The sequence below is a fragment of the Micromonospora sp. IBHARD003 genome, assembly GCF_056106285.1.
In genome coordinates this window covers 119,018-145,934 of the sequence record NZ_JBWBBX010000001.1, presented here as the reverse complement: position 1 = coordinate 145,934, position 26,917 = coordinate 119,018, and the positions used below count along the sequence as shown (strand labels likewise).

Here is a 26,917-nt window from a genome sequence, read left to right as displayed (position 1 = left end):
TCCACGCCCATCAGCGGCAGTGGCGGGCGCTTCGGACGGATCGCGCGCACCTTCCGGGGTATGTCAGGCGACCAGCGTCGCAGCGGCAACCAGGCGGCCACGTGTGCCTGTTCGCGGTCGGTGCCCCTTGCGTCCCGTGCCTCCGACGTCGTGCCGCATCCGCAGCGCCCCGCCCCGGCGCTCCACCGTGTTGCGGCCGAACGTCGCCGCGACGGCGTGCATGTCGGCGTCCGTGAACACCTCCGGCAGCCCCGGCGCGTCGCGGTAAAGGCACAGGAAGTCGAGGTCGATCAACGCGTGCGTGACGTCCTCGGGGACGGTGACCGCGCGGTAGAAGGGCCGGAAGTCGGAGCCGTCGGTCTTGGGCGAGCCGGTCGCCGACCAGCCCTGGTACACCCGTCCGAAGCCCGGCCAGTACGGCCACACGGCCGCCCCGTCCGTGACCGTCAGGTCCCTGTGCAGTGCCCTGGCCATCGCCGTGGCACGCTCGCGCCACTCCGCGTGCCCGGTGACCACCGCGAGCTGGACGGCTGTGCGGCCCATCGCCAGGAACTCGTTCGTCGGCAGCTCCGCTCCCGCGAACGACACCGGCTCGTCCGGCAGCCAGCGGTAGCAGCCGCGTCCGTCTGCGGTCGTGTCCCACTGCTCGTCGTGGACGCGCATCGCCCGCTCCACCGCGTCCAGGTACCCGTCGGCGCGCTCGCGTACGCGCGCGGCACGGCGTCGGGCCGGGTGCGGGCGAGCCGCACCAGCCCCGCTACCGGGTAGGTGATCATGCCGGTCTGAGCTGCCAGCGAGACCCGGGCCGGGCGCACCGCGTACGTACCGGGGCGCGGGGCGCGCGGCTCGGTGACGGGTTCGTCGGGCAGGACGATCCGGGCGGTGACGCCGGTGCGCTGCTCGTACGTCCCGTACAGGACCCGGTCGGCGCGGCGGTCGTCCAGCGGGTCCAGGCTGAGCCCGCCCACCGTGTGGTCGGGGCGCTCGGGGCCGTACACCGTGAGCCGGAAATGCCGCTCGCCGTCGGGTTCGACCGTGACGCGGACGGCCCGGGCGCGCGGCGGACAGACCGTCACCTCCAGGGCGGGGCGCGCCGCGGCGTCCCGCAGCAGCACCGAGGCGGCGGTGAACTTGTGGGCGCTGCTCCACACCGGAAGGCTGCGGCCCCGGAAGTCCCGCACGCCGCGCACGTCGTCCCGTGCGTCGAGCACGTCGTCGACGAGCTCCACGAGGCGCTCGGCGTACGCGGTGCGGCCGGTGCGCTGGGCCATCAGCAGGTAACCCTGCATCCGCCAGGCCGTGCCCCAGCCGATGACCCCGTTCTCGTTGTCGGCCGGCACTCCGGGGCCGTTCACGCCGGCGAGGTTGTTCTCTATGTCGTCGAACGCACGCACACCGGCGCGGCGCAGGCTGGTGAACCTGCCTCTGAGGTCTGGCATCGGGTGAGTATCGCAGCGATTGCGCCCTTCGCTCCCGCCGCGGCGACCTCGATCCGGACGACTCGGAACCGCCGGCGATCGGTGTGGGCCGGCCTCGGCGAGGAAGCCAGGCCAGCGTCTAAGCTGCCGGGGGTGATTGAGGCCCGTCAACGGAAATGGGGGACCGGGGTGGACGGGGGGATGCCGCAGCCTCAGGATGCTGAGAATGCTGCGCAGTTCGTCGCGAAGATGCGCCAGTTACGCCAGTGGGCGGATGTGAGTTTTCGCGAGCTGGAGCGCCGGGCCGGCGCAGGGGGAGACGTCCTTCCGCGCGCCACGCTCTCCGGCGCACTGAGCAGGCGGGAGCTGCCCCGCGAGGAGTTGGTGGCTGCCTTTGTCCGGGCTTGCGGCGCTGACGAGGCCGCAGTCGAGGTGTGGGCGGGTGTCCGTAAACGTCTGGCTGTTGAGCTCGAGCAGCACACTTCCGACGTCGTGCCCGCAGCGGGAGATCCTTCTGGCACACCGCGCCGGCAGCAAGGCGCTGACGAGCGGAAGAACTCAGGGGCAGCAGGAACACGGGACGGTGGCGACTGCACCTTTGGCGAATCGGAACAGTCTGTTGCTGCTGCGGAGACCGGGGCGTACGTCACGGCGCCGGATCGACCCGTGGATGAAACACTGCCGGCCGCCGAGCCGGTGGCTCGCGGCGCCACAGATTCCGAGTCCGCCGATCTGGCCCGGGAAAGCCCCTCCATCACACCGCAGACAGCGAATCCCGCACCAGCAGCGCAGAAGACGGCCCGGCACCGTCTCCGGCAGCCGGGCGTGGTGATCACGGCCGCTGCCGCGATCGTGCTCCTGACAGCCTCGGCCACCGGGATTCTGCTTCCCCGCAGCGATCGCAACGATCGCGACGAGCCGCAAGTGAGCCGGACGGGTGTGCCGGCCCGCACTGTCTCGCCACAGAGCACGCCGAGCCGTCCTGCGGACGGTGTCGCTTCCAGTGCCGCCGTCACCAAACCCATCAAGGACAAACCTGCGCCTGGTGGAACGCCGAAGGCCGGGCCGTCGAGCCCCTCCAAGAAGAGGACCGTTCCCACTGAACCGAAGCCGGTGCGGAGCACGTGGACACCCAAACCCGACCCGTACGAGCCACCGTCGGATCCCTACGAGGCGAATCCCTCGACGAGTACGCCCCCTCCGGGCGGCAGTGGCGACCCATTCCCGGAGGAGACCTGCTGGGACGTCACCAACGACTGTGTGTGATCTGAGGGTCGGTCCTTTGAGCGGCTCCCACGCCGTCACGGTGCCTGTCCCTCGCACTCCTCGACGGACAGCAACGGATCCGGCGGCAGCGCCCAAGGACCGGCCCTGTCCGGCCCGCCCCACGGACCAGCCGCTGCGGCACGCACCGCAGCGGCTGGTCCGTCACTGCTCAGCAGGACATGGGGTTCTGGAAGTCCAGCGTCTCGGATCCCGTGCTGGTGCAGATGGACTGCCGTCCGCTGGAGAGGTCGCCGATACGGGTCTGGTCGCGGGTGCCGATGACCCTGGACTCACCGATCGGCGCGCCCTGGACGAAGTGGGGATAGCGGATGAACTCCCATGCCGGAAACTTGTCGGCCGTGAGCGTGACACGGAAACTGTCTTTGTGCGGGGACAGGCTCAGCTGTCCGTCGATCCGGCCGAACACGTTCGAAACGGAGTTGACCGCGGAGATGCCGATCGTCAGCCCGCCCGAACTCGTGCGGGAGACGCTGATGAGGTTGCGCCGATCCTTCGAGCCGTCGCCCACGGAGGCCGCGTTGGAGACGAACGCGGCGGGGAGAGCGTCGTGGCACCCCGCCTGCACGGAACCGCCGTTGGGGAGGCCGGCGCCGGCGACACAGGATTTGTGGACGTAGGCGGCGACTTCGCCGGTGCCGGTATTCCAGGCGACGGTGACCTTGGACGATGCTGCCGGGTCGGCCGTCCAGCCGCGGTGGTCGCCGATGGAGTCGGTGAAGGCGTCCTTGTTGCGGATGTAGGCGCGGGCCAGCACGATTCCGCGGTCCGGTCCAGAGGCGACACGGGTCCGGGCGACGGTGTCGCCGGCATCGGGGGCTGCGGTGAAGTACCTCTGGGCAGCCTTGATGTGGTCGCGGTTGGGCATCGAGATCACCGCCCGCTCGCCCACGGGAGGCAGGGCGCCCTGCTTGCCGTCGCGTACCGCGGCGACCGCATAGTTGACGCACGTCGCCGTGATGTCTCGATGGGTCCACACGGTCTGCTGCCCGAGGTGCTCCTTGACGAGCTGATAGGTGCCGGTGCTGCGGGGAAGGTTGTCGCAGGAATAGTCGGCGTAGACGCGATAGTCGTCCGCGCCGCGGACCTTCTTCCAGGAAAGCTTCACCGACCGGTCGCCCAGCGTGAACTTCAGCCCCTTCACACGGGGCAGGCCCCCACGCCCGGAGGCCGCCGCGTTGGCGATCTGATCGGTGGACGGCTTCGCCCCGCGAGGGGAGAGATCGACGGTGCCGACGGCGAGGCCGCCCGCTGCCAGAGCGGCGGCAACCGTGGCGATCGCCAGGGTGCGGGGCGCTCGGTTGTGTGCGATGCGCATGGATGATGCTCCTGTGATGGAGTGAGGGAGAGAGACAGAGACTCGGCATCCCCTGCCGCAGTGCTGTCGACGGGCACTGTGTGATCGAAGTCCCCGTTTGCAGCGAGGCGGGGGGAGTGGCGCGAGCCGGGATGTGCTGTGGGGCGGCCGGGGCGTGTCCCCCGCCCACCTGGGGCGAGGAACACGCCGGGCACGGCGGCTCGGGGGCCGCAGTGGCGAGTGCTTCCGGCTACGGCGTGGCTCAGTGATCGAGTGCGTAGATCGACTTCGCCTTGATGCGACGCTGGTCGCCCCAGGTGGTGCAGAGTGTGGTGCGCCGAGCCAGAGGCTTGTTGTACGTGGTTCCGTTGGCCTGGATCTTCCAGCCGCGATGGGCAATGAAGCCGCCGGTCGACCGCTTGTACAGTGCGCCGTTGCCGCCGACCGTGTAGCCCGGCAGGTAGTAGTGCGTGCCGCTGGAGGTTACGAGGTACGGGCACGTGTCCCACACCTCGAACCTGCCGATGATCTTGGACTGCTTCTGCGAGTGCTCCGCAGCCACCACGGCGACCGTGTCGGTGGCCCTCTCGGCAGCCTTGTCGGTGGCGAACCCACCGGTGGCGGCGGTGACGCCGCCGGCCAGCAGACCTGCGGCGGCAACGGCCACCGCCAGGGCGCGGGTTGATCGTGATCGGGCGATACGCATGCTGAAACTCCTCTTCAGCTGAGAACTGGTCGCGAGGCCGGGCTTGTTCACATGGCCTCGGCTGGGGTTGCGCCTGCCTGCGGTCGTCGACACCAGAGGCGGCAGTGCCAGCCCGGCAGCGCGTGCGGCGCCTTCGACGGAGGCGCCGCCCGTCGGTGCGGGGCGGTGGAAGAAGCATTGCCCTGCACCCGGGGCCGGGCAACGCCTTGCGGCGGCCGGGACAGTCCGGCGCTGTCTGTGCAGGTCAGGTGGGGTGTCCGCGCCTATTTCGCCTGCCGTCTGCAGCGGGCGTCCACCGACCGTCGGACGCGGACTGTCCGGGACGCCGGAAGACCGGGCGAGAGACTGTCAGGCGGGAAGAGCCTCCTTCACCAGCCGCGAGCACAGCGGCTGGTGAAGGAGGCCGCAGAGGGCGGAGCCGGCGAAGTGCGGCGGCGCGGCGATCGCCGTCGCCAGGGCCCAGGGCCCGGGTGGGCAAGGCGTACATCCGGCGTGGCACCGGGCCCTGCGGTCGCCACGTCCAGATCCATATCGGCGACGGCGGCAACGTCAGCCACGTTCCCGCCCGGCCGCACCGTCACCGTCGTACCACTGGCAGATGTTTCCGACGTCGTCGGATACCGCCGTATCACCCGCTGACTGCGGCAGAAGACGACATCGTGGCCACCGGCGTGCAGACGAAAGCCGCAGCTCGGGGGCAGGCCGTCGCGCTCGCCACCACCCCCGCGGTTCACCATGCGGATCACTGCCTTGAGCCGCGACCGTGGGCCGTCAGGGGCGGCAGATCATGAGAGACGCCACTGGCGCCGCCCGGTACGCCTCCCAGGTCTCAGCGCCGTGGTGCCCGTCTGCCGGCGGGGTGGTGACGGGCCGCCAGTCGACGCTGCCGAAGCCGCCCGCGCGTGCGGCCGCCTCCAGGTCGGCGTGCGGCCACTCGTAGAACTCGTAAGGGGTGGGTGGTTCGGTAAGGAAGGCCGCGCGCAGCAGCGATACTTCCGGGCCGGGCACACGCTCGCGGATGGTGACGCCCACCGTGTCCCAGTTGCCCCCGGGAAAGGGCGCACGATTGGGGACGATGGCCACGAGTCGACCCGTGGGGACGAGGTTGGCGCGGATGGCTGCGAACATGGCGCGCAAGACGGCTCGGGAGGGCGCGTAGTTGAACAGATAGACGGCGGTGGCCAGGCCGAACTCGCCCAGGCGCGGCATGGCAGCCACATCGTGTACCGCGTACTCGATGCCCAATGGGCGCTCCGCCTCGTGCCCGCGCGCCAGGCGCACCATCTCACGGGAGATGTCCACCCCGACGACGGGGGCGGCGCCCCGTTCGGCGAGCAGCCGGGTGTTGTACCCGGCGCCGCAGGCGAGGTCGAGGGCCGCGGTGCCCGCCATATCGCCGATCTCCAGCAGCAGGCTGTGGGTGTCGGCGGCCGAGAAGGCGGCGGTGGACTTGGACTGTTCGAAACGGGTTCCGATCCGGTCGTACTGCGGCGTCGGCATGGTTGTGCGGGCTCCTTCGGACGTCGTCCCCTCGGCCCGACCTGAAGAAGCCGCCCCGGCTGTCGGGCGGTGGCCGGGGTTGCCGTGCGGTGCCGCAGGGGGTGCGGCTTCACACGTCGCCGAAGACAACGCGTGCGGGCTGATCGAGGACACGCAGAGGCCCGACAGCCCCGGCCACGACAGGTGAGAAGCCGGCCACCGGGGCAGCCTGCGTCGATCCCGTGCGGTCCTCCTTCGGAATCCCACAGGTGCCGCACGTTGGTCGATCCGGCCGTCGTACCCCACGTCCAGGGCCGTCGGGTGTTTGCGAGCGCGTGCGGCGCGGCGGTATTCGTCGAGGACCGGCGGGGGAGACGATGAGGCCGGAGGTGTATTTCCATGGGTGAGTACGTCGAAGCCAACGGCACCACGATCTGGGCCGAGAGCCGTGGCCAAGGGCCCGACGTCCTGCTGATCGCGGGGCTGGGCGATCCCGCGGAGGCGTGGCAGGCGCAGCTCGACGGGCTGTCGGACCGGTACAGGGTCATCGCCTTCGACAACCGGGGGGTGGGGCGGACGCCGTTGCCCGAGGGGCCCCTGTCCGTGGCCCTGATGGCCGACGACGCCGCGGAACTGCTCCGGGTATGCGGAGTCGACAGGGCGCATGTCGCGGGTTTCTCGGGCGGCAGCGCGATCGCACAGGAGTTGGCGCTCCGTCACCCCGCGGTCGTCCGCAGTCTCGTTCTCATGAGCACCTGGGCACAGGCCGACGCCTACTTCACCACCATGACCGGGTTCTGGAACTGGCTGGTGACGGAGGCGCCCGACGAGCGGGCCATGCTGGAGGCGTTCTTCTTGTGGATCTACACGCCGCGCGCCCACGCCGACGGCACGGTGCAGCAGTTCATCGACGAAACGCTCGCCTTCCCGTACCCGCAGTCCGCCGAGGCCTTCCAGCGCCAACTGGAGCCGTTCATGCGGCACGACACGCGCGAACGGCTGCCCGGCATCACCGTACCGACCCTCGTCCTGGCCGGTGAGCGGGACATCGCCACACCGCCGCGGCTGGGGCGGGTCGTGGCCGATGCCCTCCCCGACGCCCGCTTCGAGATCATGACGGGGGAGGCCCACCAGCCGTTCCAGGAGTCCCCGGACGTGTTCAACGCACGAGTCCACGCCTTCTGGCGCGAGGTCGACGGCGGGACGCTGTCGACCTGACCGCCGCGATGTCCGACGGCGGCCTGCTGGACCTTGCCTCGACCCTGACGGGGAGAACGTTGCCGCGCGCGGCGGTCGAGGGGAAGAGCGGTGAGCGAACCGCAAGGGGGACGGCGTGGGAAGCCTTCCGCTTTACCAAGGTGATGGGCTGTTTCGGGCCGGGTGGGCGTGGACTCCCGTCGGCGGCGGAAGTGAGAGACGGGCGTGGTTCGTCTGACGGCGATGTGCGAGTCGGTGTGGGGGATGGTGGCGGAGGTGGCGTGGCCGACTGCACTTCGAGCGGGACTGTCAGCTCGGTTCCCGAAGCGATCTGGTCGATGCGGATGGAGTAGTTGCCTGAATTGGCATCCTCTGGAATGGACACGGTGAACTCGATGGAACCGTCGTCTGCCGCGGTGGTCGCATTACCGGGAAACAGCGTCGAGGTGTATTGCACGTTGTCATGCGGCGCGAAACCGCTGCCCGTTACGGTGACCCTCTCGCCGGGTTTCGCCGGGTTGGGGCTGGCGTGCGCGCTCACTCGCCCAACCTGCTTCACTCTCTCGTACCGGAGCGTGGCGACGGCATGGCGGCCGGACCGCTTGCCCACGGCGGTGACGCCATAGGTGCGGCCCGGTACGGCGGCCATCCACCCGTCTCCCAGCCGACCGACGGCGACCCCTGAGTCGTTGGCCTTCTCGTGCGCGTAGCTGCCGCCGTGCCCCCAAGGGCCCACGTAGAAATCGACGGTCTCCCCTGGCTGGAAGCCTGAAGCCGTCGCCGTGGTGGGCTGGCCGACTCTGAGGGTGGATGGGTTGAGGGTCAGCCGAGGCGTGGTGATGTCGGCCGGCAAGACCCGCAACGACGCCGACGCCTTCCGGCCGGAACGTTCCCCTTCTGCCCAGATGGTGTAGGAGCCCGGCCTGCCCGCTTGACGGATGCGGGTCGCGACTTCCCCCGACCGACCTGCGGTGAACGTCCCGATGCTGCCTCCGGACGGGCCGGTCCAAGTGAAGAGGACGCGCTCGCCCGGCTCCATCCCGCTCGCCTCCGCCGTGTAGGTGCCGCCAACCTTCAACGACGACGTGGACAGGATGAGCCGCACGGCGCGGGCCGGTGGTGAGGTGGATGGCGACGCGGGTGGCGACGTTGGCGTCATGGACGGGACATCGACGTGTTGGGCATCCGTGGACTCGGGGATGGTGAGCTCTTTCAGGGTCGCGGTGAGCTCCGCAGGTGTGGTGACGAACCGGGGGTTGGGCGCTTTGATCGTGTCGGTCAGGCGGGCAAGTGGCTGCTGCTCATTCCGCGGAACCTTGTAGCCGACAAACCGGAAGTCCCATTTCACTCCGCCGTCATGGGCCTTCTTGTTCACCGCCTGCCTCAGTGCGGCGTGATCCGCCGTGCAGGCGTCGACACCGTGCGACGTCACCACAATGATCCGGTTCCGCTTGCTCCCACGGAACGGGTAGTAGCCGGAAAAGTCATCGATCACGGCTCGGAGACCGCTCTCCAGTGTGGGCTTCCCCGACGGCGACAGAGCGTGGACGGACGTGCTGATCTTCTGGGCCTGCCCTGTGCCGGGGCCGACGACCGACGTGGTGTTCTCCCTGGCGCCGCACACGCCGCCGAACCGGCGCAAGGACAGGGAGTCACCGTCGGCGGAGTTCTGCGCGGCCGAGCCGACGGCATCCGCGATCGCAGTAAAGTCCCCGCTGTTCTTGACCACCGAGGTGTCGACGAGGAAGGCGGTCCGGTAGTCCGGGACTGCTCGCAGGACCAGAAAGGCCGCGACGCCGGTCACCAGCGCGGCGACGGCGGACACGATGAGGAGCACACGAAGCCATCGCCTGTGCCGCGGGACGGAGTTGGTCGTCATGAGGTCGTGGTCAGCTTCCCGCGAAGGGCGGCGAGGAGCCTGTTCATGCCGTTCACCTCGTCGTTGTAGTCCGCGGCGGCCTGCCGGAACACCTTCATCCGCGGATCGAGCGGTGAACCGGCCCGCGCGGCCTTGAGCAGTTGGGAGGCCGCGTCGACGACCTGTCGCTGTTTGTCACGCAGCCGGACAGCCCTGTCGTGCACGTTCTGGGCGTCAGCGCTCTTCGCCCGGCCGTTCAGGTCGTCAATCTCCGGGTCGGCACCGTTGACCGCTTTCCGAGCCCGGCTCAGGGTGTCGTCGGCGACATCGAGTCGACCGTCGTCTATCGCCTGGACAGCCGTGTTCACCTGCGTGACTGTGGCATTGAGAGTGCCAACGATCCGCTGGGCTCCCTTGAGGACCGGCTCCACGTTGGAGAACCAGTCGAGGGTCCTGTCGAGGTCGGGCGCGTTGTCCACATACGCAGGAGGCGGCGCCTTGGCAGCCGCGGCTATCTCGTCGAGCTTTCGGCGCTGCCCGTCGGGTACCTGGTAGCCGATCACGCGGAACTGCAGGGACAGTCCGGCCGTGCCGACCCGCTCGCGAATCTCCCTTTCCACGAAGGCGATGTCGTCTTCGCAAGCGTCCACGCCGTGCCGAGTCACGACGATGATCCGGTTGACTTGGCGGGCATTTTGATCGAACGGCTGGGAGAAGTCCTCGACCGCCTGGACGATTCCGCGTACCAGCGTCGGTTTGCCGGTCGATCGGATTCGCCCCGCTGCCTGGGTGATCTTCCGCTGATTGCCGGCGTCGAAGCCGACCAACCGCGTCGTGTTGTCGGACGCACCGCACTGGCCGCCGAAACTGCGCAGGGCGAGCGCGTCATGGTCGCTTGCGTTTCCGACCGTCTTGCGCAGCGATGCCGCGATCGCTGCGATGCCTCCGGGCTCGGTGCCTTCCGCAGTGTCGATCAGGAACTGGGTCCGGTAATTCGGCGCGAACTTCGGCGAGAACCAATCGAAGTAGAGCCAGCCCCCGCCTGCCACCAAGCCGGAGAGAATCACCACGACCAACGACACCCACAGGATCCGGGGCATCTCGAGCCACAGCGCCTTGGCGTTGTCCCCGGTCTGGACGATGCCGAAGTTGTGACGGCCGACGCCGACGGACCGAGGTCCGTCGGCTCTGACGGACTGCGCCGGTCGCCGCCTGCGGAACGGGCCTGTCGGGATGCGGAACAGGGTGTCACCGTGCCGTTTCGTCGCCGGAGTCGCCCGTGGACAGAGAACCGTGGTTGTCGCCGCCGATCGCGATCGCCCGCTCCCCGGAGGCAGCGGCGGAACCGCCAGGCGTTCCGCGCGGCGGTGGGGCCGAGGGGCCGGGCGGCCTCGGGGTGGGTGGGACATGCGTGTCGCCCGTGGAGATGGCGCCCGTGTTGTCGCGGCCGACGGAAACCGAGCGCGCCCCGGATGCATGTGCGGACCCGCCCGCATTCGGTCCCGGGGCGGCGCGGATACCGCTGACGAAGCCGTACCCCCACATAGCCGCCAGTGCGGCCAGTGCTGCTCCTGCTCCGCAGGCTACCGTCCACCGCGCAGCCGGGTCCTTCATCAGCGGCAGCAGCAGCGCTCCGCAGAGCCACGTGCCCGCTGCGAAAGCGACTGCGGTCACGGTGACTGCCACCAGCCATCTGCTGAAACGATCCAACGTCTGCCCCATTCGTCCGGCTCATGTCCCCCTCTGCACGATGACACTCACGATCCGGTGATGTGTCCTTTTTGGCTTTTCATCAGGATTCTGAGGACTTTTCTGCTAGCCGACAACGACCGTGCCGCGCAGTAGCGTTTCTGCAACGTCGTCGGGGGATAGCGGCATCGGCCTGCCGATGCCATGCACCCTTCATCGAAGCGTGTCGGGCAACCCCATCACGGGGACGCCCCTGTTAATCTGCGGACCCCAGGAATCGTCTTCGACGCATTGAACGTGCCAGTTGGCGGACATGGTCCGCCTTGGCCGAGTACTGGTGAATTCCGGTCGAGAGGATACGGACCATGCACGGTCCTTCTCGTTGGGGATCACTCAAGGCGACGTCGGCCGCTGACGCCGACGTGGCTCATGTTCCGGGCGCTACGGCCGGAGGCGACCGGGCGCGGACGCCAAGAGCAGAGGGCCCGGAAGCGTGAAGCGCAGGCTGGCGCAGCTGACCGGCCGCATCGTCCGCCCCGAGGACCCCGGGTATGCGAGGGCGAGCCTTGGCTGGAACGAGCTCTTCGTTCACCATCCGTTGGTCATCGTCTATGCCCAGGAGCCCCAGGACGTGGTCAACGCGCTCACGTGGGCGCGGCAGAACGACGTCGCGCTGCGGGTACGGAGCGGCGGCCACAGCCTCGAGGGCCGGTCGAACGTGGACGACGGTATCGTGATCGACGTCAGCGAGCTGAAGTCGGCCCGCATCGACCCTGCCTCTCGTATCGCGACAGTTGGCGCCGGTCTCAACCAGTTGGAAGCGGTGACCACGCTCGCGCGGCAAGGCCTTGCGGTGACGACCGGAACAGAGGGCAGTGTCGGCCTGTCGGGTGCGACGCTCGGTGGCGGCTTCGGCTTCCTCACCCGCTACCTCGGCATGGCCTGCGACAACCTGGTGGGGGCCGAGATCGTCGTCGCGTCGGGTGCCGAGAGCGCCGAGGTGGTCACAGCGGATCTGACGAACAACCCGGACCTGCTCTGGGCGCTGCGCGGGGCGGGAAACGGGAACTTCGGGATCGTCACCTCACTTACCTACGAGGTGGTTCCGCTGAAGAGCGTCACCTATGCGCAGGTGACGTGGGACGGCCTCGAGGACCTGTCCGAGGTCTTCGACACCTGGCAGCACACGGCGCCGATCGCCGACAATCGCCTCGGAACCCAGCTCGAGATCCACCGAGGCCGGATCCTGTTGTTCGCCGTTCTCGCGGAAGGATCGCCGGCCGAGGCGAAGGAACTGCTGGCCCCGATCCTGTCGGTCGGCAACCCCGAGGTCTCGTTCCGGGTCGGCAGCTGGGGAGACGTATACGCGGGCTTCCAGATTCCGACCGGGGACGAACCCGCGAACTGGAAGTTCTTCTCGCAGTTCGCCACCAAGCCGTTCCCGGGCGAGGCGATCGACCTGATCGCCTCATTCATGCGAGATGCCCCCTCGGCCGACAGCAACTTCTTCACCCAGGCCTTCGGCGGGGCTGTCAGAAGGAGCCCCCGCGGCGACACTGCGTTCCCTCATCGTGAAGCGCTCTTCTACTCCGAGCCCGGCGTCGGTTGGGGCACTCGTGGACAAGCGGGAAGCGGTGACGCGATCACACCGCGGGCACACGCATGGATCGCCGAGTTCAGCCGGGCACTGCAGCCCTACGTGGACGGTGCCTACGTCAACGTACCGAATCTCGGGATGCAGGATTGGGAAACCGCCTACTGGGGAGCCAACTTCGACCGGCTGCGCGAGATCAAGGCGAAGTACGACCCCCACAACGTCTTCCGGTACGAGCAGAGCATCCCGCCCGCTTCGATCCGTGGTGAACCTGTCTGACGTTGCGGGACACCTTCGCGCCTGTGCGCAGGGATGCCGGACATCCGCAATCTGAAACGACTGACCGGAGGCAGCACTTGCGGGTCGCCGCGGAACCACACGCTCCGGACGTGCAGGGCGAGTTCGACGGCTGAACAGAGCGGTCCCAACACGCGTATCTCCTGATACCGCCAAGTGCACAACGCTCAGGAGGCACCCTTGCTGCGGCGCATCAAAGGCCCGGTCGTCATCAGCGCGGCGCTGACCGCAACGGTCGGGGCGATCGCGTACCCCGTATGGTCCTACGCCGACCGCATCACGAGCGAACCGGCCGACCTGAACGCCGCGACCGTGGCGACCCAATGGGGCCCTCTGTCCGCCGCCGACCGCGACTTCCTGGTGAAGGTGCGGCTGGCGGACCTGTGGGAACTCCCCGCAGGCCAGCAAGCGGTCGAACGCGCGCCCAGCAAAGCCATCAAGGAGGCGGGGAACCACCTTGTGGTCGGCCACACCGACCTCGACCGGCGAACCCTGGACGCGGCGGCGAAGCTCGGCGTGCAGCTGCCCAACCAGCCCAACGAGCAGCAGCAGGGCTGGCTGAAGGAGCTGACCGAGGCGAGCGGCCAGGAGTACGAGTACAAGTTCGCGAACCTGCTGCGCAACGCCCACGGCAAGGACTTCACACTGGCGGGCCAGGTGCGCCACGCCACGCGCAACAGCCTGATCCGGCAGCTCGCGAGCGACGCCAACCAGACCGTCCTCGACCAGATCATGGTGCTCGAGGCGACCGGCCTGGTGGATTTTGACACCATCGCCAACGAGGACGCGACCGGCGCGACGGCCAGCCCCACGGGCCCACCGCCGCCGGACGGCGACCTCCCGCCGACCCCGGCTCCGGTCACTCCGAGCGGCAAAGGCCGGCCCACGTCGAAGCCGTCGACGCGGCCCGGGCCTCCGACGGCCGTCGACACCAGACGCCCGGCGCCCGGAGCGGGTTCGACCGGCTGACGGGTCGCCGGGACCGCCGTACCGCCGAGGCCGCTGGGACCTGCCGGGATTCCCGGGCGCCGGAGGGGAGGAGAGGGGGCCGGATCGCGACCGTCCCCGAATCCGCTTCCTCTTCCTCGTGATGGCGCGCGGAAGCCTTCTTCCGGACGTCACCCTCCGACGGCGAACCTCATCCGGCAGACGGAGCAGCAACTTCCGCTCTTACGTGCATACTTGACGGGCGCCTCTACAGCACGAAAGATGAGCGACCGTTGCTTGATAACGTTGTCTATGTCCAAGAATGGGACTGATGTTCATGGGACGGCATCGGCGTATGCACCGTGCAGCCGCCGTGGTCGCGGCGCTCGCGTTCCTTCCAGCCGCCTCCATGGCGCCCACGACCCAGACGGTCGCCACCCAAGCAGGCCGACTCACCGACCTCGTCAACCCGTTCATCGGAACCGAGAACGAGGGCAACACCTACCCGGGCGCGGCCGTGCCCTTCGGGATGGTGCAGTTCTCCCCGGACACCGGACACAACACCGGATACGACTACTCCCACAACCACATCCGGGGCTTCTCCCTCGTCCATCTGTCCGGCGTCGGCTGCGGTCTGGGCGGTGATCTGCCCGTACTGCCCACCACCGGTGACGTCGCTGAGACGGACTACGCGAGGTACCAGGCAGAGTTCAGCCATGACACCGAGAAGGCAAGCCCCGGTTACTACAAGGTCGGGTTCAAGAGCGGCATCCGCGCGGAACTGACCGCCACCGCCCGCACCGGCGTGCAGCGCTACACCTTCCCGGCCACCGACAAGGCCAATGTCCTGCTCAACGCGGGCCAGTCACTGCACCGTAAGGAATCCACCAAGGTCGAGGTACTCGACGACCGGACCGTACGCACCGCGATCACCGGCAGTGGGTTCTGCCAGGGCACCAAGTCCTACACCGTCTACACGATCACGCGATTCGACCGGCCTTTCACCGCGCACGGCACGTGGGACGGCTCCACGGTCACCGCCGGCTCGAAGGCCGGCCGCGACGGCGCTTATCTGCGCTTCGACACCACCAAGGACCGTACCGTGGAGGCGACGACGGCCCTTTCCTACGTCGACGCGAACGGCGCGGCCGTCAACCTCAATGCCGAGGGCGGCCGTTCGTTCCGTGAGGTCCGCGACTCCGCACAGCGGGCCTGGGAGGAACGGCTTGACGACGTGCGGGTAGAAGGCGGTAGCGACACCCTCCGCCGTACGTTCTACTCGTCCCTGTACCGGTCCTTCCTCGCACCCAACATCGGGAGCGACGCCGACGGTCGCTACACCGGCTGGGACAAGAAGATCCACCGCGCACGGGGCTTCACGTACTACCAGAACTGGTCGTTGTGGGACACCTACCGCACGCAGGCCCAGCTCCTCTCCCTCCTCGCGCCGCGTGAGGCCCGGGACATGGCGATATCGGTCATCAAGATCGACGAGGAGGGCGGCTGGCTGCCGAAGTGGGGGTACGGCACGGTCGAGACGAACATCATGACCGGCGACCCGGTCACCCCGTTCCTCACCCACGCCTACCGGCAAGGCCTGCTCGAGGGCTACGAGGAACGGGCCTATCGCGCGCTGAAGAAGAACGCCGACGGGGTACCGCCCGCCGACTCTCCGGCCGCGGGCCGTGAGGCCAACGAGGAGTACATCACCAACGGGTTCGTGCCCCACGGCAAGCGCCGTCCGCACCCCAAGCCAGGCGACTCGGACTACGCCCACGGCGCGTCCGCGACACTGGAGTACGCCCTGTCGGACGCGATGCTCGCCGAGATGGCCCGCGACCTCGGTCACCGCGGCGACGCGGCCCGTTACGCAGCCCGGGCCCAGAACTACCGGAAGATCTTCGATCCCTCGACCCGCTTCTTCCGCGCACGTGACGCCTCCGGTGCCTTCACCGGTCCGAGCGACCCGGCCAAGAGCGAGGGATTCCACGAGGGAACGGCCTGGCAGTACCAGTGGCTCGTGCCGCAGGACCTCCCGGGCATGGTCGACCTGATCGGCGGAAAGCAGGCGGCGAACGACCGGCTGGACTCCTTCTTCGCCTATGACCGGCTCGTGAAGGACCCTGCGAAGACCGCTCGCGAGGTATGGGTGAACGGTCCCTACGACTACTACAACGCGAGCAAGTACAACCCGCAGAACGAGCCCGATCTCATCGCTCCGTACACGTACCTGTCGACCGGTCAGCCGTGGAAGACCACCGACGTCGTGCACGCCGCACTGACCCTGTTCACGGACAGTCCCACCGGCATGACCGGCAACGACGACCTCGGCACGATGTCCGCCTGGATGGTGCTGTCGTCCATCGGGATCTTCCCGGTGCAGCCGGGTGCCGGCACCTGGGGCCTGTCCACCCCGGTGTTCGACCGCGTCGACCTCACCCTCGACCGGCGCTACTACCCGGCGGGGGCACTCACGGTGACGGCGCCCGGCACCTCGAACGACCACCGCTACATCCAGTCGGCCCGCGTCGACGGCTCACCTCACGGCCGCACGTATCTGACGGCAGACGCCCTGAGGGGCATGCGGTCGCTGGCGTTCACGGTCGGCACCGACCCGTCCGGGTGGGGAACGGGCGCCCAGGACGGGCCGCCACCGCTGCACTGACACCGGAGGAATCGGAGTCCGCCGTGGTTCCTGTGGCGACAGATTGACGAGCAGCCGCCGAAGCGGGCGCCGCTGTCGTTCGTCGACGCCGCGTAGCGCAGGCCGAGGACCGTGGGACCCGCGGCCCCGTCACCCGATCACGAGGAGGTGGTCGGCTGACGGGGCCGGCCGGTGCATTGGGCCGGAGGCGAGTGGCTGACGCCCGCACGTCTGACCATCGGCGGCCGTCCTTCCCGTTTGGTGGTGATCCCTGTTCGGGTGGTCTGCCGCTGGGTTGACTCCCATGGCTTCTTCCTCGCCGTTGTACCGACCTGGATGCCGGTCTGCCGCGTGCAGTCACTCGCCCGGGACTCCCCAGAAGTACTCTCCTGTGGCACACCCTCTGCGTCATGCAGTACGACGCACCGCCCTTGCCACCGGCCGTCGAGTCGGACGGCGAGGTCCGCGACGGCGTTCGGGTCGCCGAGCGCGACGGCGACTGCCAAAGCACCTGTTCGCAGGGGAAGTTGGATTGTCAGGGCAGCCAACCCTCGTGTCTTCGTATCCCGGTTCGTGTTGGTCGCAACACGCGGGCTCAGTCCAGCCTTCTCGCGATACCACCAGACTGTCGCTTTTTAACCATACTCCGTCGCGAGGGTATCTCGTTTCACCTCGCCTCTGACCATAGCTTTGGTCATGTCGACCCGCCGAGCGCTTTGAGCGGGGTGACGGAAGTTGGAAAGAATGATGATGACTGACGGCCTGTACGGAGGGCGCAGGGGCGTGTGTCCGAGCGGCTCGGGCAACTTCACCGAATCCGCATCGGCCCCTGCAGCGGAAAGGTCTCCTCTGCCTTCCCTGAACCGCCGGGCGGCCATACATCCTTTCGACGGCTCGATTCTCTACCTCTCTCTTTCCGAAAGGCAGAACACCTTCATGTCCTCTCCTCTGACGTATCACGTGCATGCTGCCGGTGACACCGGCCTGCGCAAGTCATCCGTGCTGATCGTGGGTGACCGCGAGGCTGTGCTGGTAGACGGGCAGTTCACGCTGGCCGAGCAGCACCGGGTCCTCGCGGACATCATCGACAGCGGCAAGGAGCTGACCACTGTGGTGGTCACCAGTGCCGACCCGGACTACTATTTCGGCCTGCAGGTGATCCGCCAGGCATTCCCCCGGGTCCGGGTTGTTGCGACGGCCGTAACCGTCGAGAAGATCAAGGCAAGTTGGGAAGCCAAACTTCGTACCTGGGCGAATCTCGGCAGGAATCTGCCCACCGACGTGGTTGTCCCCGAGGTGCTGCAGGACGGTCATCTCAGCGTCGAGGGGCGCCGCTTGGAGATCCGCGGCGGGCATCCGGACCTTCTGTGGCGGACGGAGTACCTCTGGCAGCCCGAGGACCGGGCAGTGGTCGGCGGTGTTCTGCTGTTCTCCGGCCTGCATGTGTGGACCGCCGACACGGCCACCAGCCGTGAGCGTGCTGCCTGGGTGGATACGCTGGCCGAGATGGGGAAGCTGGACGCTCGCTATGTCGTTGCGGGCCACCGCTCGGCGGACTCCGCCACCGATGCGTCCGTGATCACCTTCACCCGCGACTATCTGTCCGCCTTCGAGGAAGAGTTGGCGGAAAGCGGTGGCAGCGCCGAGGCGTTGAAGGCGGCTATGCTGCGCCGCCATCCCACTCTGGGCCTGCAGGTGGCCCTGGACCTGGGGTCCAAGGTCGCCACGGGTGAGATGTCCTGGGGCTGACCATGCTCACACCTGCCCGTGGCATCGTCCGGCGGGATGACACAACACCTTCCGGCTGCGGCACCGGCGCCGCAAGGCACGGAAATGGGTGCGAGGACATTGCCTGGGCGGCGACGGTGGAGTTCGTCCTCACCGGTGCGGTGCTGTTCGTGGTGGTGTCGGCCGTCCGTTGGGTGATGGCTTCCTCCGTCGTCCCGGCGCTGGGCGGCGGTGTTCACCTGCGGCTGGCCGTTGTGGCGGTGATGGTCGCAGTGTCGATCGGGCTGGCGATAACGTCCCCGTGGGGACGGTACTCCGGCGGGCACCTCAACCCGGCTGTCACCGTGGGCCTGTGGCTCTCAGGCGTGTTTCCCGGGCGGAACGTCGTGCCGTACGCCGCTGCCCAGTTCGCCGGGTCGTTCGCAGGCACCGGCCTGGCCAGGCTCGTGTGGGGTCCGGCGGTGGCCACGGGCCAGGTGTCCTACTCAGCCGTGCGGCCCGGCCCGGGCTGGCGGGTCGCGGCGGTGTTCACGGCGGAGGCGTCGGCGACCGCTGCGATCCTTGCGATCGCCGTGCTGCTCCTGTCCCGTCCTGAGCGGGTGAAGTGGATTCCGCTGGCCCTTCCGGCGGCAGCAGCGGCGCTTGTCGTCGGCCTCGGGACGGCGACCGGCGGGGCCGCCAATCCTGCCCGTCAGTTCGGGCCCGCGCTGTGGGCCGGCGCGACCGGATACCTGTGGGTCTATCTGCTGGCACCGCTCGCCGGGGCGGTCTTCACGGCCCTGGCCGTCCGCTGCCGCCGCGGCCGGCACCGGCAGTCCTGAAAGGCGGCTGCCCGCGGCTGGGGACGCGGGCAGCCGCTTCCCACGCTCAGGATCCCGATCCGCTGCCGTGCCCGTTGGCTGTTGCTGCCTGTCCGCGCACGGTGGCACGGAAGGCCAGGGGAGTGGTCTCGGCGCGCTGGTGGAAGTACTTGCTGAAGTTGGTGGCGCTGGAGAAGCCGAGTTGCGCGGCGATACGGGATGCCGGGTGGTCGCTGTGGGCCAGCAGCCGCTTGGCTTCGAGGATGACCCGCCCGTCGATGAACTCCTTGGCCCCGATCCCTGCGGCGGCCAGCGTGGCGCGGGAGAGGGTGCGGGAGGAGTAGCCGAGAGCCTGGGCGTAGTCGTCCAGGCGGCGGGTGCGGGTGAAGTCGCGTTCGACGGCGTCCCGGAAGCGCAGGAAGGTCTGACCGGGGTCGGGTGCCGGGCTGCCGGCTGGGGCGGTGAGGTGGGCCAGGCGTAGCACGAGGACTGCCAGCAGGTGGCGCAGCATCGCGACATGTGCTCCGGGGGGAAGTGGGCGCTGGGCCTCGAATTCGAGCGTCAGATGGGTGACGGCCATCTCCAGGGCCTGGCTGTCCTCGGGGAGCGGGACCTGCAGGACGGGGGCATGCAGGTCGTCCACGTGGGCGGCGGTCACGGTGCCCGGATCCAGGAAGTCGCGCTCGAAGAGGATCAGCGTGCCCTCAGCCTGGGCCAGGTCGCCCCATTGCTGCACCTGGCCGGGTCGTACCCGTAGCCAGGAGCCGGGTCTGAGGGCGTAGCCGGTGAAGTCCACGCTGTGCCACAGCGTGCCGCTGCTGAGGGTGAGCAGGTGGTGGAAGGCCGGCCGTTGCGGGGTCGCCAGGCCCTCTCTCCCCATGCGGAGGGGTGCCCGCTCGCGTAGTTCCGCCAGGGACATGACCTCCAGGCCGGTAGGCCTGCCGACGGGAGCCACGAAGGCGACGTCAGTGATCTTCCGTTGGGTCATTGTGTCTCTTTTTCACCATCATCAGTCGCCAATGTATCCGGCTCTTCACCATATCGCTCCCTAGTTTGAACGGTACCGCAGCGGTTTCGGTGAGGCACCGGTGACCGAAACAGGAAAGGAATCCAGATGTCCGTGATGAAGAGGGCTCGGCTGACATACGCCTTCGATGCCTACTGCGGCTGGTGCTACGGTTTCGGCCCGGCCCTGCACGACTTCGCCGAGGCCTGCGCCGACCGGATCGAGCTGCGGGTGCTGTCCGGCGGCCTGTTCACCGGCATCCGGGCCCTGCCCGTCGCGGCCCACCCGCACATCCCGGCCGCCAATACCCGTATCACCGAACTGACCGGTGTCACCTTCGGCGAGGCGTACCAGAAGGTGCTGGCCGAGGGGACCGCTGTCATGGACTCCACCGACGCGGCCACGGGGCTCGTGGCGCTGCGCAACCAGCCCGGCGTGCAAGTCCTGGAGGCCACCGCCGTGTTCCAGCGCGCCTGGTACCTCGACGGGCGCGACCTGTCGGATGTGCAGACCTACCGGGACATCGCCGTCCAGCTGGGGCTGGACCCGGTCACGGTGGCCGCCGCCTACACATCCCGGCCACCCGGGAAGAAGCCCTTGCCGGCGCCCGCGAGGTGCGCCGTCTGGGTGTCGACAGCTACCCGACGCTGCTGCTGCACACGGCCAGCGGCATGCACCGCCTGGGAGGCCCGATCTCCTCCGCCCAGAACCTGATCCGGGCCTTTGACCAGTTCCTGTCCCAAGGGGTGGGGTCCCAGCACGTCGCCTGATGCCTCCAGCCATGCGTGCCGGCCAGAAAAAGATCACAAAGGGGATGAGGAGTCCTCACTCACGGGGGCTCCCTGGCCTGAAGAAATTTGCCCAGACACCTGTTTCGGGCGATCACCCCACACACCTGAGGGGAATCTGATGTCCACCACTGCAAAGTTCAGCGCCGGCACCGCCGCCCTGCTGCTCATCGACCACCAGGTCGGCACCATGGGTTGGGTCGGCTCCATCGGCTTCGAGGAGATGAAGAGCAACGCCCTCGCCCTGGCCAAGGCCGCCAAGGCCCTGGACATGCCGCTGGTGCTGACCTCCTCCATGGAGGAGTACGCGCAGGGCCCGCTGCTGGCCGAGTTGGAGGAGATCGCCCCCGAGGAGTTCGCCGCCCGCACCCGGCGCCAGGGCGTCGTGAATGCCCTCGACGATAAGGACTTCGCCGGCGCGGTGGAGGCAACCGGCCGCAACCAGGTGATTGTCGCCGGTGTCACCAACGACGTGTGCACTGTCTACCCGGTCCTCACTGCTCTCGAGCAGGGCTACCAGGTGCAGGTCGTCGCCGACGCCGGCGGCTCCCCGACGAAGATGGCCGACGACATCGCCCTGCGCCGCATGGAGAACGCCGGCGCCACGCTCACCTCCACCAACCAGCTCCTGTCCGAGCTCGCCGTGAACTGGACCACCGAACCCGGCAGCCGGATCGTCCCGATTGTTATGGCCCTGATGCCGCAGAAGTAGCACTCGCCTGTCACACCACCGCCCCGGAGCCCCTCGCCACCGCAGACGGCGGGCGGCTCCGGGGCATCCCCGTACCGAGGAGATCCCGATGTCTTTGCCCCTGCTGTTCGGTGCCAACGTCGACCCTGTCTGGAGTGACCCGGCCGCACCCGCACGCCTGGCCCGCCGCATCGAGGAATCCGGTCTGGATCTGATCACCATTCAGGACCACCCCTATCAGAAGGCGTTCTACGACACCTGGACCCTTCTGTCCTATCTCGTGGCCCAGACCCGCACCGTCACCTTCGTCCCCGCTGTCGCCAGCCTGCCCCTACGGCCCCCGGCTGTGCTCGCCAAAGCCGCCGCGAGCCTCGACGTCCTCAGCGGCGGCCGTCTGCGCCTCGGTCTGGGAACCGGAGCTTTTTCGGATGCCATCGAGGCCATGGGCGGACCACGCCGCGGCAAACGCGAAGCCGTCGACGCCCTCGACGAGGCCATCACCGTCATCCGCGGCATGTGGAGCACCGAGCGCTCCCTCCGCATCACCGGACGGCACTACCGTGTTGCAGGGGTCCACCCCGGCCCGCACCCCAGCGTCGACCTCGGCATCTGGCTCGGAGCCTACGGACCCCGCATGCTCACCCTCACCGGCACCAGAGCCGACGGGTGGCTGCCCTCCAGCAGCTTCCTCCCGCCCGACCGGCTCGGTGACGCCGTCACCCGCCTGGACACCGCTGCCACCGACGCCGGCCGTGACCCCGCCAGCCTGCGCAAGGTCTACAACCTCAACGGCACCATCAGCAGTCTCCCCAACTCCGAGCCCTTCCAGGGATCCGTACGCCAGTGGGCCGACCAGATCATCACCGCAGTCACCGACCAGGGCATGAACGGCTTCGTCTACTGGCCCACCGACGACCACCAGCACCAGATCGACCTCTTCGCCCACGAGGTCGTGCCCCTCGTCCGCGAAGAATTCCCCGCTGCGCCGAACTGACGGCCCCACTCGCATCACCAGGGATCGTCGCGCCAGGTGCAGGCAACCAGACATCCGCCTGTCACAGCCACTCAGTCGCACTCTTTGAGTGTTCAGGCGGCGATACGGAGGTCTGGCCAGTGGGTGGTGCCGCAGGAACGATGCGGGCGCTGTGTGCGGAGCCAGCAGGTCGACGAAGCCGCCGCCCGGCCATGCTCCTCCGGTATGCAACACACGGGCACATCGGCCTCGATCAGCTCTCCCAACGACGGGCACCCAGCTGAAGGTGACGGACGTGAAGACCGAGCGCGGCGGCCTGTGCACGGTCAAGCTGACCGAGCGGAAGCCGCCCCCCTCGTCTCCTGACCACTCGCCCGCCAACCTCCGCGGCGCTCCGGCCCGATGGCCCGGGGCCGCGGCACCCGAACGCGGGGCTCCCGGTCCGCAGACGCGGACCCGGGGCCAACGGTCATCGCTATGCCTGCAGGAGCAGCGTCAGCCCTCCGACGGTGTAGCAGATCATGAGCACCAGGAGGGGGACCTGACCGGCGACAGCGCGGGACGGCGGGAAGAGGCGGACGGATCGGTCGTGGGCGGCGATCACGCCGAGGATATGGCCGAGGACGATCGCGGTGACCTGGAGGGTGGCCAGGTCGCCTGGTGAGAGGAGGTCTGCGGGTGGGGGCGGATTGTCAGTGCCCCATGCGATGGTGACCGTACGTGAGGCTTCGATGGTGAAGAGTGAGAAGTAGTGGGCTATGAGGTAGCCGGTGGCGATGGGGAGGAGGGAGTGGGCGAAGGCATTGGTGGGACGCTCGTGGCCGGGGCCGGAGATGAGACGTGTGGCGGCGGCACAGCAGGTGTAGAGCAGGGCCACGATGACACACGTGGCGGTCAGACCCAGGGTGGCGGCACCGGTCCGGCCCAGGGGTGAGGTCTGCAGTGTGGTGATCCACCACGGCGCCTTGGAGAAGCCGTCGTAAGCGGTGCTGCCCAGCATGACGCACAGCGTGGCGGCGAGTCCCGGCGCGACAGGGACGGCGTCCAGGCTGTTGAAGGGGCTGCGCAGCACGAGACGCCGGTCGTGCGGGCGGCGGCCGAGGGGAGAGAGATGACCGAGGAGCGCCGAGTACACCTCAAAGGCATCACCGCGGTCGAACCAGAGTGCCCCGTACACCGCTGACCCGGCGAACTGCGCGGCGGCGTAGAGGAAGAAGAAGGTGATCAGGACGGTGCGGGAGGCAGGCTCCGGCGAGGCGAGCTCGAGCCAGGTGAAGACGAACAGGCCCACGGCGGCGGGCCAGTAGCCCAAGGCGTTCGGCAGCGGACGCCCGGAGCGAGGGTTGCGACCGAGGACACGGCAGGCGGCGGCATGGAGCGTGCGCAGGGGGTTCACCAGACGCCAGACGGGGCCGAGGAGAAGGGAGGCGGGGACCAGCCCCACCCAGAACAGGACGTAGACCGTGCCCGGGGCGGGGTTGCGGTCGGGGTCGTCGGGGCCGAGGAGGAGGTGGACGGCGATGAAGACGGCGGCGGCGAGGCCGAAGGTTTGCAGGACGCGGCGCAGGGGCGTGCCGTCCGCCGCGCGTTGGAGGGCGGCGGGCAGCGGACGCCCGGCAGTGGCGCCGGTGAATCTGGGGGCGGGCCAGAGCAGACCCAGGGCGAGGAAGGAGACGAAGAGGGCCGTGACGGCTCCGGCATAGGCGTAGAAGGCCGAGATGGGCAGGTCCTGGCGGCTGCCGATGCCGTGGGCGAGGTAATGGGCGGGACCGGCATCGAGGTCGTGGGTCATGAGCGGGTACCGGGGCTGAGCGGGACGGGTGCCGAGGTGGCCCGCCGGGGCGCCGCGCCGGTGAGCGGTTCCATCAGCGGACGACGAGCTGGACGAGGACGAGCTCCGACTCATGGGTCTCGACCTCGAACAGGCCCGTCCGGTCGGCCACAAAGGACAGACTCTGGGCACGCCCAGGAGTCAGCTCGGCGGTCATGTCGAGCCCGTGGACGTGCAGTTCGTCGGCCCGGTCGCTGGTGACGACGAGAGTCACCCGGTTGCCCCTGGCCACTTCGACGCGGTGGGGAGCGGGGCTGACCTTGTTGCCCGCGATGCTGATACGGACGGTCCTGGTGGACGAGCCGGCGTCCTGGTCGCCGCTTTCCTGCATGTCGCTGCCCGATGCGTCGGGCGGCTGGGTTGCCGGCGCGACGGGGCTGGTTGCGGTGTCGTGGCTGGTCCCGGGCTTGTGGTGGGTGGTGAGCCGGGCGCAGCCGATCGCAGTCAGGGTGAGTACGAGGACGGCGCCGATGGCGAGGGTGGCAAGGCGGAAGGATGCGATGGGGTTCTTCATGACGTCGCCGCCTTCGTGTCCGGGCCAGGCTCCGTTGGGCCCTCGGTGCGTACATCGCCCGTAGCCGTAGCCGTAGCCGTAGCCGTAGCCGTAGCCGTAGCCCGGTCCTGGGGCCGGCTCTGGTCCGTGAAGTCGCCCGCCTGCGGAGGCCGACCGGCGGCAGCGATCACCGCCCAGACCACCCACACCACGCCCACCAGGGTCCGCAGCCACGCTGGGCTGACCGGAGTCCACGGGACCATCACGACGGCCTTGTCAAGGGCATCGAGCAGGGTGAGCACGCCCAGTCCGACGGTCACCCAGCCGAACACCCTGCGCCGCTGGAGAAACCGCAGCCCCATGCCGGCCCATCCGAGTCCGAGCAGCAGCAGCGCCAGGGCCGGGATCACCGTGTGGCCGTACGAACTTGCCGAACCGATCACATCGACCACCAACCCGGTCAGCCCCGCCCCGGCAGCCACCGTCCCCCATCGATCGCGGCGCAACTTCCGCCACCACAGCACCCCGCCGACCAGTGCCAGCACGGCCGCCACGGCGATCGCGATCTGAGTCTCGATCCGCTGCACGCCCCGCGCGCCGTACCAGTCGCACCCGGCCGGCAGCCTGCGCGCCCCCACGTCGTACTCCGAGCACACCAGCAGCTGTACCAGTTTCACCGGCTCGCCGACGATGCGGTCGCTGCCTCCCGACACCTCACCCGGCTTGTCGCCGCACGCCGGCACCGTCGGCGGGCTGCTCCGGCCTTCGAGGCCGGACCAGCAGTTGCCCTCGCCCTGGCCGTCCCACCAGACGGAGGTCTTGTTGGGGCGGGAGTTGCCCTGCCGGTCGACGCCGAGACGGTTGCCGATGAAACGGTTGTGATGGGAGGTGTCCCACTGCTTGGCCACGCCCTCCTCGCCGCGAATGAACCCGGGTACGGCGTGCAGCACCATAGCGGCGCGCTGGTTGCCGTAGATCCAGTTGTCCTGGAAGAGGTTGTAGTTGCCGCCGGCGATGATGACGCCGGAGCCGACCGGGACCGGGATCTGAGGACAGACGACGCCCTTCTCGTATCCACGCTCGGCGGGCGGCTTGGCGCAGGTGCCGTCACGGACGTGGCGGTAGTAGTTCTGGTTGTTGTCGTGGATCAGGTTGCGTTCGAACTTCGAGTGGTCCTGCGGGAGTCCGGGATGACCGGGGAAGGCGCTGTCCATGGTGGCGCCCGCCATGTTGTGGTCGAACTCGTTGTCGTGGGCCCAGACGGAGTTACCGGCGGTTCCGGAGTAGCCGACCATGTTGTGGTGGCTGCGGCAGCCAGTGATCTCCATGGAGTAGCGGTCGACGTCGTAGCCCCGGTCGCTGTTGACGTCGGAGGCACTGCCCGGATAGATACCCGAGTCGCCATTGCCGTAGGACTCGCAGTCCTTGTACAGACCGTGGTCGCTGGCGAAGGTCAGGAAGCCGTACTCGTCGTTCCAGCGGGTGAGCACGTCGTCGATGACGAAGCCGTCACCCGCCAGGATGTAGAGGGAGTTGAACGTCGAGCGCTGCGCGGTGAAGTTCTTGAAGTAGATACCGTTGGCCTTGTCCGCGCGGATGACGTTGAGCTTCTTGTACCTGCCGTCGATGATGACGTCGTTGCGGCTGGCGCCGGTGCCCTCGATCTGCAGATTCGTCTTGCCGAGGATGGCGATCAGGTTCTGGTTGTTGGGGCACTGCTCCTGCTGCTCGTACGACAGGATCTGGTAGCCGAACGATGACTTGGGCGCCTTGAGCCGGGTGCACTGGCCTGTCGGGGCCGGCTGGGTGGGCTCCTCCAGATACAGTCCCGGCAGAATCGCGATGTTCATGCCCGGCTTGTCGACGGCGTTCACCGCCTCCTGCAGATGCCGGAATCCCTTGGCCTGGCAGCGGTCGAAGAGCCGGATATTGCGGTCCTTCTGCTCGGCGGGGAAGCCGGAGATCCGCCGCTCGAAGTCCGCACGGTCGGTCTTGCACACGATGAGATCGGGCTCTGCGCTCCGATACGCGGGCACGCTCCCCGAACCGTCGGGGAAGTCCACGGGACGCTCTTCGTGCGCCGGCGCGGGCGACGCGCCGACCAGCACGAATATGCAGGCTAACAGGATGCTCAGGGCTCCGCGGGTCCTCGGCATGGCGGAAGAGTAAAGCACTGCTCATCATTTGGGATCCCCTCACACATCACACATCACATGT

22 protein-coding genes are annotated in these 26,917 nt (G+C 68.6%); 10 read left to right on the top strand and 12 right to left on the bottom strand.

The window, feature by feature from the left end; all coding sequences use genetic code 11:
- Window positions 1–63: 63 nt before the first annotated feature.
- Window positions 64–474, bottom strand: coding sequence for a hypothetical protein (locus tag ACTWOL_RS00615; protein WP_474293118.1), 411 nt, complete (start codon window positions 472–474; stop codon window positions 64–66).
- Window positions 447–1,439 carry a hypothetical protein gene (locus tag ACTWOL_RS00610; RefSeq protein WP_474293116.1) on the bottom strand — a complete coding sequence of 331 codons (993 nt, stop codon included), beginning with the start codon at window positions 1,437–1,439 and terminating at the stop codon, window positions 447–449. The genes ACTWOL_RS00615 and ACTWOL_RS00610 overlap by 28 nt, the downstream gene beginning before the upstream one ends.
- A gap of 180 nt (window positions 1,440–1,619) precedes the next feature.
- Between ACTWOL_RS00610 and ACTWOL_RS00605 the strand changes: the two genes are divergently transcribed.
- Entirely contained in the window at window positions 1,620–2,684 is a 1,065-nt protein-coding gene (locus ACTWOL_RS00605) for a helix-turn-helix domain-containing protein (RefSeq protein ID WP_474293114.1), read from the top strand.
- A 169-nt stretch (window positions 2,685–2,853) separates the two neighbouring features.
- Here ACTWOL_RS00605 and ACTWOL_RS00600 read toward each other — a convergent pair whose 3' ends face one another.
- The 3 genes from ACTWOL_RS00600 to ACTWOL_RS00590 all read right to left on the bottom strand — a co-directional run bounded on the left by ACTWOL_RS00600 (window position 2,854) and on the right by ACTWOL_RS00590 (window position 6,205).
- The gene (locus ACTWOL_RS00600; RefSeq protein WP_474293112.1) at window positions 2,854–4,020 is read right to left on the bottom strand and encodes a hypothetical protein; all 1,167 of its coding nucleotides are present in this window, start codon (window positions 4,018–4,020) and stop codon (window positions 2,854–2,856) included.
- A gap of 241 nt (window positions 4,021–4,261) precedes the next feature.
- The gene (locus ACTWOL_RS00595) at window positions 4,262–4,705 is read right to left on the bottom strand and encodes a hypothetical protein (protein ID WP_474293111.1); all 444 of its coding nucleotides are present in this window, start codon (window positions 4,703–4,705) and stop codon (window positions 4,262–4,264) included.
- A 771-nt stretch (window positions 4,706–5,476) separates the two neighbouring features.
- Window positions 5,477–6,205, bottom strand: a complete 729-nt coding sequence (locus ACTWOL_RS00590) for a class I SAM-dependent methyltransferase (protein ID WP_474293109.1) — start codon at window positions 6,203–6,205, stop codon at window positions 5,477–5,479.
- A 378-nt stretch (window positions 6,206–6,583) separates the two neighbouring features.
- Between ACTWOL_RS00590 and ACTWOL_RS00585 the strand changes: the two genes are divergently transcribed.
- A complete protein-coding gene (locus ACTWOL_RS00585; protein ID WP_474293107.1) occupies window positions 6,584–7,402 on the top strand; it encodes an alpha/beta fold hydrolase in 819 nt (272 codons plus the stop codon).
- Here ACTWOL_RS00585 and ACTWOL_RS00580 read toward each other — a convergent pair.
- From ACTWOL_RS00580 to ACTWOL_RS00570, 3 genes are all read right to left on the bottom strand, one after another.
- Window positions 7,344–9,218: a hypothetical protein gene (locus ACTWOL_RS00580; protein WP_474293105.1), complete on the bottom strand. Its 1,875-nt coding sequence runs from the start codon at window positions 9,216–9,218 to the stop codon at window positions 7,344–7,346. The two genes, ACTWOL_RS00585 and ACTWOL_RS00580, sit on opposite strands and share 59 nt — an antisense overlap.
- Window positions 9,219–9,256: 38 nt before the next feature.
- Window positions 9,257–10,339: a hypothetical protein gene (locus tag ACTWOL_RS00575; protein ID WP_474293103.1), complete on the bottom strand. Its 1,083-nt coding sequence runs from the start codon at window positions 10,337–10,339 to the stop codon at window positions 9,257–9,259.
- A gap of 148 nt (window positions 10,340–10,487) precedes the next feature.
- Complete coding sequence (locus ACTWOL_RS00570) at window positions 10,488–10,913, bottom strand: hypothetical protein (protein ID WP_474293102.1); 426 nt, start codon at window positions 10,911–10,913, stop codon at window positions 10,488–10,490.
- A gap of 508 nt (window positions 10,914–11,421) precedes the next feature.
- On the opposite strand from ACTWOL_RS00570, the gene ACTWOL_RS00565 reads away from it, so the two are divergent.
- The 5 genes from ACTWOL_RS00565 (at window position 11,422) to ACTWOL_RS00545 (ending at window position 18,939) form a co-directional block, all read left to right on the top strand.
- Window positions 11,422–12,801 carry an FAD-binding oxidoreductase gene (locus ACTWOL_RS00565; protein WP_474293100.1) on the top strand — a complete coding sequence of 460 codons (1,380 nt, stop codon included), beginning with the start codon at window positions 11,422–11,424 and terminating at the stop codon, window positions 12,799–12,801.
- Window positions 12,802–12,999: 198 nt separating this feature from the next.
- A complete protein-coding gene (locus ACTWOL_RS00560; RefSeq protein ID WP_474293098.1) occupies window positions 13,000–13,788 on the top strand; it encodes a DUF4142 domain-containing protein in 789 nt (262 codons plus the stop codon).
- Window positions 13,789–14,101: 313 nt separating this feature from the next.
- On the top strand, window positions 14,102–16,411 hold the full coding sequence (locus tag ACTWOL_RS00555; RefSeq protein WP_474293096.1) for a GH92 family glycosyl hydrolase: 2,310 nt from the start codon (window positions 14,102–14,104) through the stop codon (window positions 16,409–16,411).
- Window positions 16,412–17,134: 723 nt separating this feature from the next.
- The gene (locus tag ACTWOL_RS00550; RefSeq protein WP_474293094.1) at window positions 17,135–18,139 is read left to right on the top strand and encodes an MBL fold metallo-hydrolase; all 1,005 of its coding nucleotides are present in this window, start codon (window positions 17,135–17,137) and stop codon (window positions 18,137–18,139) included.
- A 116-nt stretch (window positions 18,140–18,255) separates the two neighbouring features.
- Window positions 18,256–18,939 carry an aquaporin gene (locus ACTWOL_RS00545; RefSeq protein WP_474293092.1) on the top strand — a complete coding sequence of 228 codons (684 nt, stop codon included), beginning with the start codon at window positions 18,256–18,258 and terminating at the stop codon, window positions 18,937–18,939.
- 46 nt (window positions 18,940–18,985) lie between these two features.
- Here the strand turns inward: ACTWOL_RS00545 and ACTWOL_RS00540 are convergent, their stop codons facing one another.
- Window positions 18,986–19,906, bottom strand: a complete 921-nt coding sequence (locus tag ACTWOL_RS00540) for a helix-turn-helix domain-containing protein (protein WP_474293090.1) — start codon at window positions 19,904–19,906, stop codon at window positions 18,986–18,988.
- 126 nt (window positions 19,907–20,032) lie between these two features.
- Between ACTWOL_RS00540 and ACTWOL_RS00535 the strand changes: the two genes are divergently transcribed.
- The 3 genes from ACTWOL_RS00535 to ACTWOL_RS00525 all read left to right on the top strand — a co-directional run bounded on the left by ACTWOL_RS00535 (window position 20,033) and on the right by ACTWOL_RS00525 (window position 22,397).
- Complete coding sequence (locus tag ACTWOL_RS00535) at window positions 20,033–20,638, top strand: DsbA family protein (protein WP_474293088.1); 606 nt, start codon at window positions 20,033–20,035, stop codon at window positions 20,636–20,638.
- A gap of 195 nt (window positions 20,639–20,833) precedes the next feature.
- Window positions 20,834–21,424 carry an isochorismatase family protein gene (locus ACTWOL_RS00530; protein WP_474293086.1) on the top strand — a complete coding sequence of 197 codons (591 nt, stop codon included), beginning with the start codon at window positions 20,834–20,836 and terminating at the stop codon, window positions 21,422–21,424.
- An 88-nt stretch (window positions 21,425–21,512) separates the two neighbouring features.
- The gene (locus ACTWOL_RS00525; RefSeq protein WP_474293084.1) at window positions 21,513–22,397 is read left to right on the top strand and encodes an LLM class flavin-dependent oxidoreductase; all 885 of its coding nucleotides are present in this window, start codon (window positions 21,513–21,515) and stop codon (window positions 22,395–22,397) included.
- 454 nt (window positions 22,398–22,851) lie between these two features.
- On the opposite strand, the gene ACTWOL_RS00520 is transcribed toward ACTWOL_RS00525, so the two are convergent.
- From ACTWOL_RS00520 to ACTWOL_RS00510, 3 genes are all read right to left on the bottom strand, one after another.
- On the bottom strand, window positions 22,852–24,168 hold the full coding sequence (locus ACTWOL_RS00520; RefSeq protein WP_474293082.1) for a hypothetical protein: 1,317 nt from the start codon (window positions 24,166–24,168) through the stop codon (window positions 22,852–22,854).
- A gap of 73 nt (window positions 24,169–24,241) precedes the next feature.
- The gene (locus ACTWOL_RS00515) at window positions 24,242–24,721 is read right to left on the bottom strand and encodes a cupredoxin domain-containing protein (RefSeq protein WP_474293080.1); all 480 of its coding nucleotides are present in this window, start codon (window positions 24,719–24,721) and stop codon (window positions 24,242–24,244) included.
- Window positions 24,718–26,856, bottom strand: coding sequence for a right-handed parallel beta-helix repeat-containing protein (locus ACTWOL_RS00510; protein ID WP_474293078.1), 2,139 nt, complete (start codon window positions 26,854–26,856; stop codon window positions 24,718–24,720). Before ACTWOL_RS00510 ends, ACTWOL_RS00515 begins: the two co-directional genes overlap by 4 nt.
- Window positions 26,857–26,917: the final 61 nt, after the last annotated feature.

Bases quoted from the DNA above. Each gene is read 5' to 3' on its own strand.
- ACTWOL_RS00535 (WP_474293088.1), top strand. From the start codon at position 20,033: ATGTCCGTGATGAAGAGGGCTCGGCTGACATACGCCTTCGATGCCTAC.
- ACTWOL_RS00515 (WP_474293080.1), bottom strand. From the start codon at position 24,721: ATGAAGAACCCCATCGCATCCTTCCGCCTTGCCACCCTCGCCATCGGC.
- ACTWOL_RS00585 (WP_474293107.1), top strand. From the start codon at position 6,584: ATGGGTGAGTACGTCGAAGCCAACGGCACCACGATCTGGGCCGAGAGC.
- ACTWOL_RS00540 (WP_474293090.1), bottom strand. From the start codon at position 19,906: ATGACCCAACGGAAGATCACTGACGTCGCCTTCGTGGCTCCCGTCGGC.
- ACTWOL_RS00510 (WP_474293078.1), bottom strand. From the start codon at position 26,856: ATGCCGAGGACCCGCGGAGCCCTGAGCATCCTGTTAGCCTGCATATTC.
- ACTWOL_RS00605 (WP_474293114.1), top strand. From the start codon at position 1,620: ATGCCGCAGCCTCAGGATGCTGAGAATGCTGCGCAGTTCGTCGCGAAG.
- ACTWOL_RS00555 (WP_474293096.1), top strand. From the start codon at position 14,102: ATGCACCGTGCAGCCGCCGTGGTCGCGGCGCTCGCGTTCCTTCCAGCC.
- ACTWOL_RS00615 (WP_474293118.1), bottom strand. From the start codon at position 474: ATGGCCAGGGCACTGCACAGGGACCTGACGGTCACGGACGGGGCGGCC.
- ACTWOL_RS00595 (WP_474293111.1), bottom strand. From the start codon at position 4,705: ATGCGTATCGCCCGATCACGATCAACCCGCGCCCTGGCGGTGGCCGTT.
- ACTWOL_RS00550 (WP_474293094.1), top strand. From the start codon at position 17,135: ATGATGATGACTGACGGCCTGTACGGAGGGCGCAGGGGCGTGTGTCCG.
- ACTWOL_RS00525 (WP_474293084.1), top strand. From the start codon at position 21,513: ATGTCTTTGCCCCTGCTGTTCGGTGCCAACGTCGACCCTGTCTGGAGT.
- ACTWOL_RS00530 (WP_474293086.1), top strand. From the start codon at position 20,834: ATGTCCACCACTGCAAAGTTCAGCGCCGGCACCGCCGCCCTGCTGCTC.
- ACTWOL_RS00600 (WP_474293112.1), bottom strand. From the start codon at position 4,020: ATGCGCATCGCACACAACCGAGCGCCCCGCACCCTGGCGATCGCCACG.
- ACTWOL_RS00590 (WP_474293109.1), bottom strand. From the start codon at position 6,205: ATGCCGACGCCGCAGTACGACCGGATCGGAACCCGTTTCGAACAGTCC.
- ACTWOL_RS00610 (WP_474293116.1), bottom strand. From the start codon at position 1,439: ATGCCAGACCTCAGAGGCAGGTTCACCAGCCTGCGCCGCGCCGGTGTG.
- ACTWOL_RS00575 (WP_474293103.1), bottom strand. From the start codon at position 10,339: ATGCCCCGGATCCTGTGGGTGTCGTTGGTCGTGGTGATTCTCTCCGGC.
- ACTWOL_RS00520 (WP_474293082.1), bottom strand. From the start codon at position 24,168: ATGACCCACGACCTCGATGCCGGTCCCGCCCATTACCTCGCCCACGGC.